This is a genomic window from Oceanobacillus massiliensis str. N'diop, assembly GCF_000285495.1.
Taxonomy (GTDB): Bacteria; Bacillota; Bacilli; order Bacillales; family Amphibacillaceae; genus Oceanobacillus; species Oceanobacillus massiliensis.
On record NZ_HE610977.1, the window covers coordinates 347,909 to 353,908 of the forward strand.

The following is a 6,000-nucleotide window of genomic DNA, read 5'->3' on the forward strand; positions in this document are numbered from 1 at the left end:
AATCACTTCCTTTGATGTGATAAGAGGTAGGCTATAATCCTGCCTCTTTTATTAAATATTCATTACCAGTTAAAAAGGTGCGGTTTTCAGCTTGAAGTTTTTTATTCATGGTCAGGAAGGAAGGAAATAAATTAATTCTTGCATTTTGGAAATTTCTCCTGTACAGTGGAATTATTATTTAGAAAAATTACATAAATTAATTTAATTTCTTATCCAGAGAGACGGAGGGACTGGCCCTTTGATGTCTCAGCAACCTGCCGTTACAGGTTAAGGTGCTAATTCCAGTAGGCAAATGCCTAACAGATAAGAAGATTGCTGTACCTATTAGAGCTTTCTTCTTTATTGAAGAAAGCTCTTATTTCATATGGAGGTTGGAAAAATGACAAACAAAAGTATCGAAACAAAGCTTGCTCAATTAGGAAATAAGAGCGATGAAAAGACAGGGGCAATCAATCCCCCAATCTATCTGTCTACCGCCTATCAGCACAAAGGACTTGGCAGATCAACCGGATATGATTACACACGAACAAAAAATCCAACACGTGCTATTTTGGAAGAAGGGATTGCAGAGCTGGAAGCTGGAGACGCCGGATTTGCCTGCAGCTCCGGTATGGCGGCGATCCAGCTGGTCTTATCTCTGTTTCGTTCTGGAGACCATTTGATTGCACCGGAAGATCTTTATGGCGGAACCTATCGCATGCTTGAGCAGTACGCAGATATGTACGATATTCAAACAACCTATACCCCATTTGCAACGGTGGAAGAAACAGAACAGCTTATTACGGACAACACAAAAGCAATATTTATCGAAACACCAACCAATCCACTTATGCAGGAAATTGATATCGCAAGTTATGCCGATATTGCACGCAAACATAATCTCCTGCTCATTGTCGATAACACATTTTTAACACCATATCTTCAGCAGCCATTAACAATGGGGGCAGACATTGTAATCCATAGTGCAACCAAATATATCGGCGGCCATAATGATGTTTTAGCTGGACTTGTTGTTGCCATTGGCGATGAGATTTGTAATAAATTGCTCCAGAACCATAATGCATCCGGAGCAGTTCTTTCTCCTTTTGATTCCTGGTTGCTTATCAGAGGATTGAAAACCCTCTCCCTACGTATGGACAAGCATGAAGAGAATGCAAGAATAATAGCTGGATTTCTGAAGGGACATCCTGCCGTTACAGAAGTTCTTTACCCTAATAAAGGCGGCATGCTCTCCTTTTCTCTGCAGGATAGCAAATGGGTAGATACCTTCCTGACAAATCTTGAATTGATAGTATTTGCCGAAAGTCTTGGAGGCGTCGAAAGCTTTATCACCTACCCTTCTACACAAACACATGCAGATATACCGGAAGAAGAAAGATTCAGACGCGGCATCAGTAATGAGCTGCTTCGTTTTTCTGTAGGTATTGAGAATGCCGGGGATTTAAAAGCTGATTTAGAACAGGCGCTTGCTAAATTAAAATAAATATATTTGGAGAAAGGCTGATTGTAATGAGTCATAACGACAACCATCTGGAAACGAAATTAATTCATGGACCCCAACGAGGAGAAGTACAGACAGGTGCAGTCAATGTCCCTATCTATTTTTCTTCCACATTTCATCAAAACAGCTTTGATGAATTCGGCCCTTTCGATTACAGCAGGTCCGGAAATCCAACACGTGAGGCATTAGAGGAAAAAATCGCCGAACTTGAAGGTGGGACACGCGGCCTTGCATTCGCCTCAGGCATGGCAGCCATCTCTTCGGCTCTATTGCTGCTATCAGCCGGTGATCATGTTCTGGTTACAAAGGATGTGTATGGCGGAACTTTCCGATTTGTGTCCGAAGTCTTGAAGCGCTACAATATTGATCATACGTTTGTTGATATGACCGATTTGAACGAAACGAAACGGGCAATCAAGCCGAACACAAAAGTAATCTATGTTGAGACACCATCGAATCCATGTATGAACATTACAAACATACCTGAACTGATAAAAATTGCCAAAGCCAATAATTGTCTTACGTTTATCGACAATACATTCATGACACCGCTGTATCAGAATCCAATTGATCTTGGAGCAGATATCGTCCTGCACAGTGCCACTAAATTCCTTTCGGGCCATAGTGACGTTATAGCTGGACTTGCAGTTACAAAGGATAAAGAACTTGGTGATAAACTTGCCTTTATTCAGAATTCATTCGGATCTATTCTTGGTGCCCAGGATTCTTATCATTTGCTTCAAGGTATTAAAACGTTAGGTGCAAGACTGAATCAGTCCAGTAATTCTGCCATGCAAATTGCTGACTATTTAAATGAGCATTCCTTCGTGAAAGACGTATATTATCCTGGATTATCTGCACATCCTGGCTATGATATCCATAAGAATCAGTCTGCAGGAGCTGGAGCTGTTCTTTCATTCAACTTGCCAAACAAATCTGCTGCCAAAGCATTTGTCGATAACGTCCGTATTCCAGTCTTCGCAGTCAGCCTCGGCGCTGTCGAATCCATTCTCTCCTACCCAGCGACAATGTCACATGCTGCAATGCCAGCCGCGGAAAGGGAAAAACGGGGAATCACTGACGGGCTTTTACGTTTTTCTGTAGGACTTGAAAATGTTAACGACCTGATTGCCGATTTCGAACAGGCGCTTTTCATCGCTGAAAAACAAGCTCGCGTTGGCGTCTGAAAAAGCGAAAAAAGGTCCTGCTACTAAAAGCAGGGCCTTTTTTCATTTAGTGGTATAGGTTAGAAGGCGTTTATCTGCAATAAAATACTTTGATCTGCGATGGCTGCATCTTATCTGGGCACAGAGGTTTTTCCTTCCGAACAGAATTTTTATCTCCCGTCCGGTTTTTAATTGCCATGCCTACACCTTATCTCCTGTTTAAGCTTCTTTGCGTCGGCCGGCTTTCGATAGCTCTGTCCTATCCATCATATTTTTGCCGGTTCTTTTAAATTATTTCTTAAGAATTTCGCTATTTCCAGCATGCCAAATTGTCCGCTTTTTGCTTCTGCATCACTATTGTAGTTCGTATTTGTATTGATGTCGTACGTAAAAATATTCCCTTCTTTATCCTGGATAAATTCTATTCCGGCAATTTGAATGTCATTGGCAGCCAGCACCTGCTCATACTTCTTCAAAATGGGATGGTCGAATCCTTCTCTGATTTCAAACTTGGCTGGTGCGGATGCTTCTTCGCCTACCGGGCAAAACATATCATCGATGCGACAGGCATCAGCAGGACAGAGTTCAAAGCCTTCGGATGTATCGACGCGTACTGCGTAGACAAATTTCCCGCCTACGAATTCACATCTTGTTATAAACGCTTCCGGTGATTCGATATATTCCTGAATTAAGGTAACTCCGTCGACCGGCTCTTCAAATGCAGGACCTTCCACATAGTTATGCAATGCCTCTACTGTTTCGAAAAGCTGTACCCCGAGTCCTTTGCCTGCACGGTTATGCTTGGTAATAAATTTCTTTCCTTCAAAGGCTTCAGCCGATTTGATAATGTCTTCTTTGCCGACTGCAGCAATTGTCTTCGGGGTTTTGATTCCGAACTTTTCAAGCTCCAAATACTGCAATACCTTGCTTACTTCCAGTTGCAATGCACGGCTTCCGTTAATGACCGTTCTCCCATGATGCTCCAGCCAAGCAAGCACTGCATTTGTCAGTTCGGGTGAGAAGCGGTGTCCGCGTGTATGGGAGGAAGCACTCATTCGATTATAAAAAATTCCTTCTGGCGGTACAGAAGTCAAATCAACTGTCCCGTTTCCCAGCAGCCAATCTTCGTAAGGGAGATCCAGCTCTTCCAGTCTGTTGATCAAGTGCTCTGTCCATTCACTATTTTCGTGTATCACAAATATTTTACTCATTATTTTCAGCTCCATTCCTGTTGTTGCAAGTCCGGATAGGGACCTATATATTCCAATTACTGTTATAATAGATTAAACTTTTCTAATCGTCAATCATTTAAATCCAAGTAAATTAATAAGTTTAAATGTATATTATGTTTCTAATTATAAAAGGTTGTTTTCGTAGGGTATTATTGTTTCTAAACTTTTCGCATTTGATAGAAACAGCGACATAACAAGAAATGATTGGCTTTATCCCCGCTCCGGAAATACACTGCGCTTTCCGCGGGCTCGCGCTAAGCCTCCTCGCTCGCAAAGTTCGCTCTCTGTGGGGTCTTAGCGTCTTCGCTTTCCCGCAGGAGTCTACGTGTATTTCCTCCGCTATGATTGGGCTTTGAATCGATATACTGATATTCAATTATTAAGCTGATGGATTGTAGCGTAGGACAGTCGACTCCAGCGGGAAAAGCAGCGGCTGAAGATCCCGCAGGAAGTGGGTTTCTTCCGAGGAAGCTGAAGCGGTGCCCGCGGAAAGCGACTGCCCGGAGCGGAAATCGGCAGTTGCAGTTATCGAACAGATTGTCCATTTATTTAAGATGGGATGAGATTGATAAGCAAGAAATCACATATCCTCTCCTTTTTTGACTCCAGCGGGAAAAGCAATAGCTGAAGATCCCGCAAGAAGCCGGTCTAAAAGCAACAATCCTCGAGAAAAGAGCCTTATTAATAGACACAGGTGCGGGATGCCGCATCTGCAGCAATTCAAAAAAAGCCAGATCCAGCACTATTGCTGATCATGGCTACGTATGCTTTTTACATAAAGCTGTCTTCAAAGATATAGCTGATAAAATACAAACCGGGAAATATCAGCCATTTTTACTGATATATCAGCGTAAATCTTAATTTATCAGCACTTTTGCGATATATCAGCATTTAGCGATTATTTTCCAAATGGCAGAGCATAAAGAAGCTTCTCCAATCTGAAAATAACCCCGCTCGCGCCGAAAATTCCAGTGGATGCCGATAATCGAGGATGCTGAATGCATTGGCTGCGGAAGGCGACAATCCCGGTGTGCGAGTCAGCCGTTACCGTTACCATGCGGTTTCCATCCATTCCAAATTTAAAAATAGGAAAAGCCACATCCAGCACTATTGCTGGATGTGGCCACAAATGTTTTCTTTATATTAAACCGGTTTTAGCTTTCTGCCAGACTGAGGTTGTTTAAGCGCCATTTTAACCATTGGTATTCACGCGTCTTTCTTGGAAGGAACTGTCGGATATCATCTTCATGGTAACCGACCTGCAACCTTTTTTCGTCAACAATTATCGGACTTCTGAGTAATCTTGGGTGCTCATGAATTAACTCAAGCAACTCCTGCAGCGGAAGTTCATCCAGGTTCAAATCAAGATCTTTATAAATCTTGGAACGGGTCGAAATTATTTCATCTGTACCTTCTACAGTCATTCGCAGTATTGCTTGGAGTTCACTGACAGTCAATGGTTCTCTTAATATGTTGCGTTCCACATAATGGATCTCGTTCTTTGCAAACCATTGCCTTGCTTTCCTCGTTGATGAACAGGCTGCTCCATATATTGTAACAGTCATATCGCATTCTCCTTATTTCTTATATTTAGGAAATAATTAATTATGAGGTTATGTTCTTCTGTATAAACCATTCTTTAAAAGATTCATCTCTATTCTGAAATGCTCCAATGCTTCCTCATCCGATAACTCCTTTGAAAACTTTTCAACAAAATTGCGGAAAGCAACAGCCGTTACAATTTGCATAATATGAAATATTTCCTTATCCTCCGAAATATTTAACAGTTGCTTATCAACTAGAGCTTTGACTTCCTGCAGATGCTCTTCTCCATGTCCTGCTTCGAATATATCTGTAAAGACATTTTCAACTTGATGGGTCACATTCAACATAGCATTCTTTAAGAATTCATGCTCTTCCTCATCTGGCATGTTCACCAGGAAACCGTAATATAATTCAATTGCGGCTTCTATAATATCACCATGATGTTTTTTTAATAAGTTAATAAAATTCGTTCTTCTTTCTCTTGTCTGCTCGCCTAATAAGTAAAAATAAAGATCCTCTTTGTTTTCAAAGTACTGGTAAAAACTCCCCCTTGGTA

Annotated in this window: 6 protein-coding genes and 1 riboswitch; of the genes, 2 read left to right on the plus strand and 4 right to left on the minus strand. The window is 41.6% G+C overall.

The genetic code is table 11. The features are described from left to right. Positions 1–206: 206 nt before the first annotated feature. Positions 207–310, plus strand: a riboswitch (SAM riboswitch). Positions 311–379: 69 nt separating this feature from the next. Both OMHG_RS07335 and metC read left to right on the plus strand, forming a co-directional pair. Beyond that, entirely contained in the window at positions 380–1,483 is a 1,104-nt protein-coding gene (locus OMHG_RS07335; RefSeq protein WP_010649678.1) for a methionine biosynthesis PLP-dependent protein, read from the plus strand. Positions 1,484–1,509: 26 nt separating this feature from the next. Continuing rightward, positions 1,510–2,688 carry a cystathionine beta-lyase gene (gene metC / locus OMHG_RS07340; protein WP_010649679.1) on the plus strand — a complete coding sequence of 393 codons (1,179 nt, stop codon included), beginning with the start codon at positions 1,510–1,512 and terminating at the stop codon, positions 2,686–2,688. A gap of 245 nt (positions 2,689–2,933) precedes the next feature. On the opposite strand, the gene OMHG_RS07345 is transcribed toward metC, so the two are convergent. From OMHG_RS07345 to OMHG_RS07360, 4 genes are all read right to left on the minus strand, one after another. Continuing rightward, positions 2,934–3,878 (minus strand): ATP-grasp domain-containing protein, encoded by a 945-nt coding sequence (locus OMHG_RS07345; protein ID WP_010649680.1) that lies wholly within the window; start codon positions 3,876–3,878, stop codon positions 2,934–2,936. A 919-nt stretch (positions 3,879–4,797) separates the two neighbouring features. Next, complete coding sequence (locus OMHG_RS07350; protein WP_154648225.1) at positions 4,798–4,971, minus strand: hypothetical protein; 174 nt, start codon at positions 4,969–4,971, stop codon at positions 4,798–4,800. 82 nt (positions 4,972–5,053) lie between these two features. Further along, positions 5,054–5,464: a Spx/MgsR family RNA polymerase-binding regulatory protein gene (locus OMHG_RS07355; protein WP_010649682.1), complete on the minus strand. Its 411-nt coding sequence runs from the start codon at positions 5,462–5,464 to the stop codon at positions 5,054–5,056. A 48-nt stretch (positions 5,465–5,512) separates the two neighbouring features. After that, a partial coding sequence (locus tag OMHG_RS07360; RefSeq protein ID WP_010649684.1) for a TetR/AcrR family transcriptional regulator occupies positions 5,513–6,000 on the minus strand: 488 nt, incomplete at its 5' end.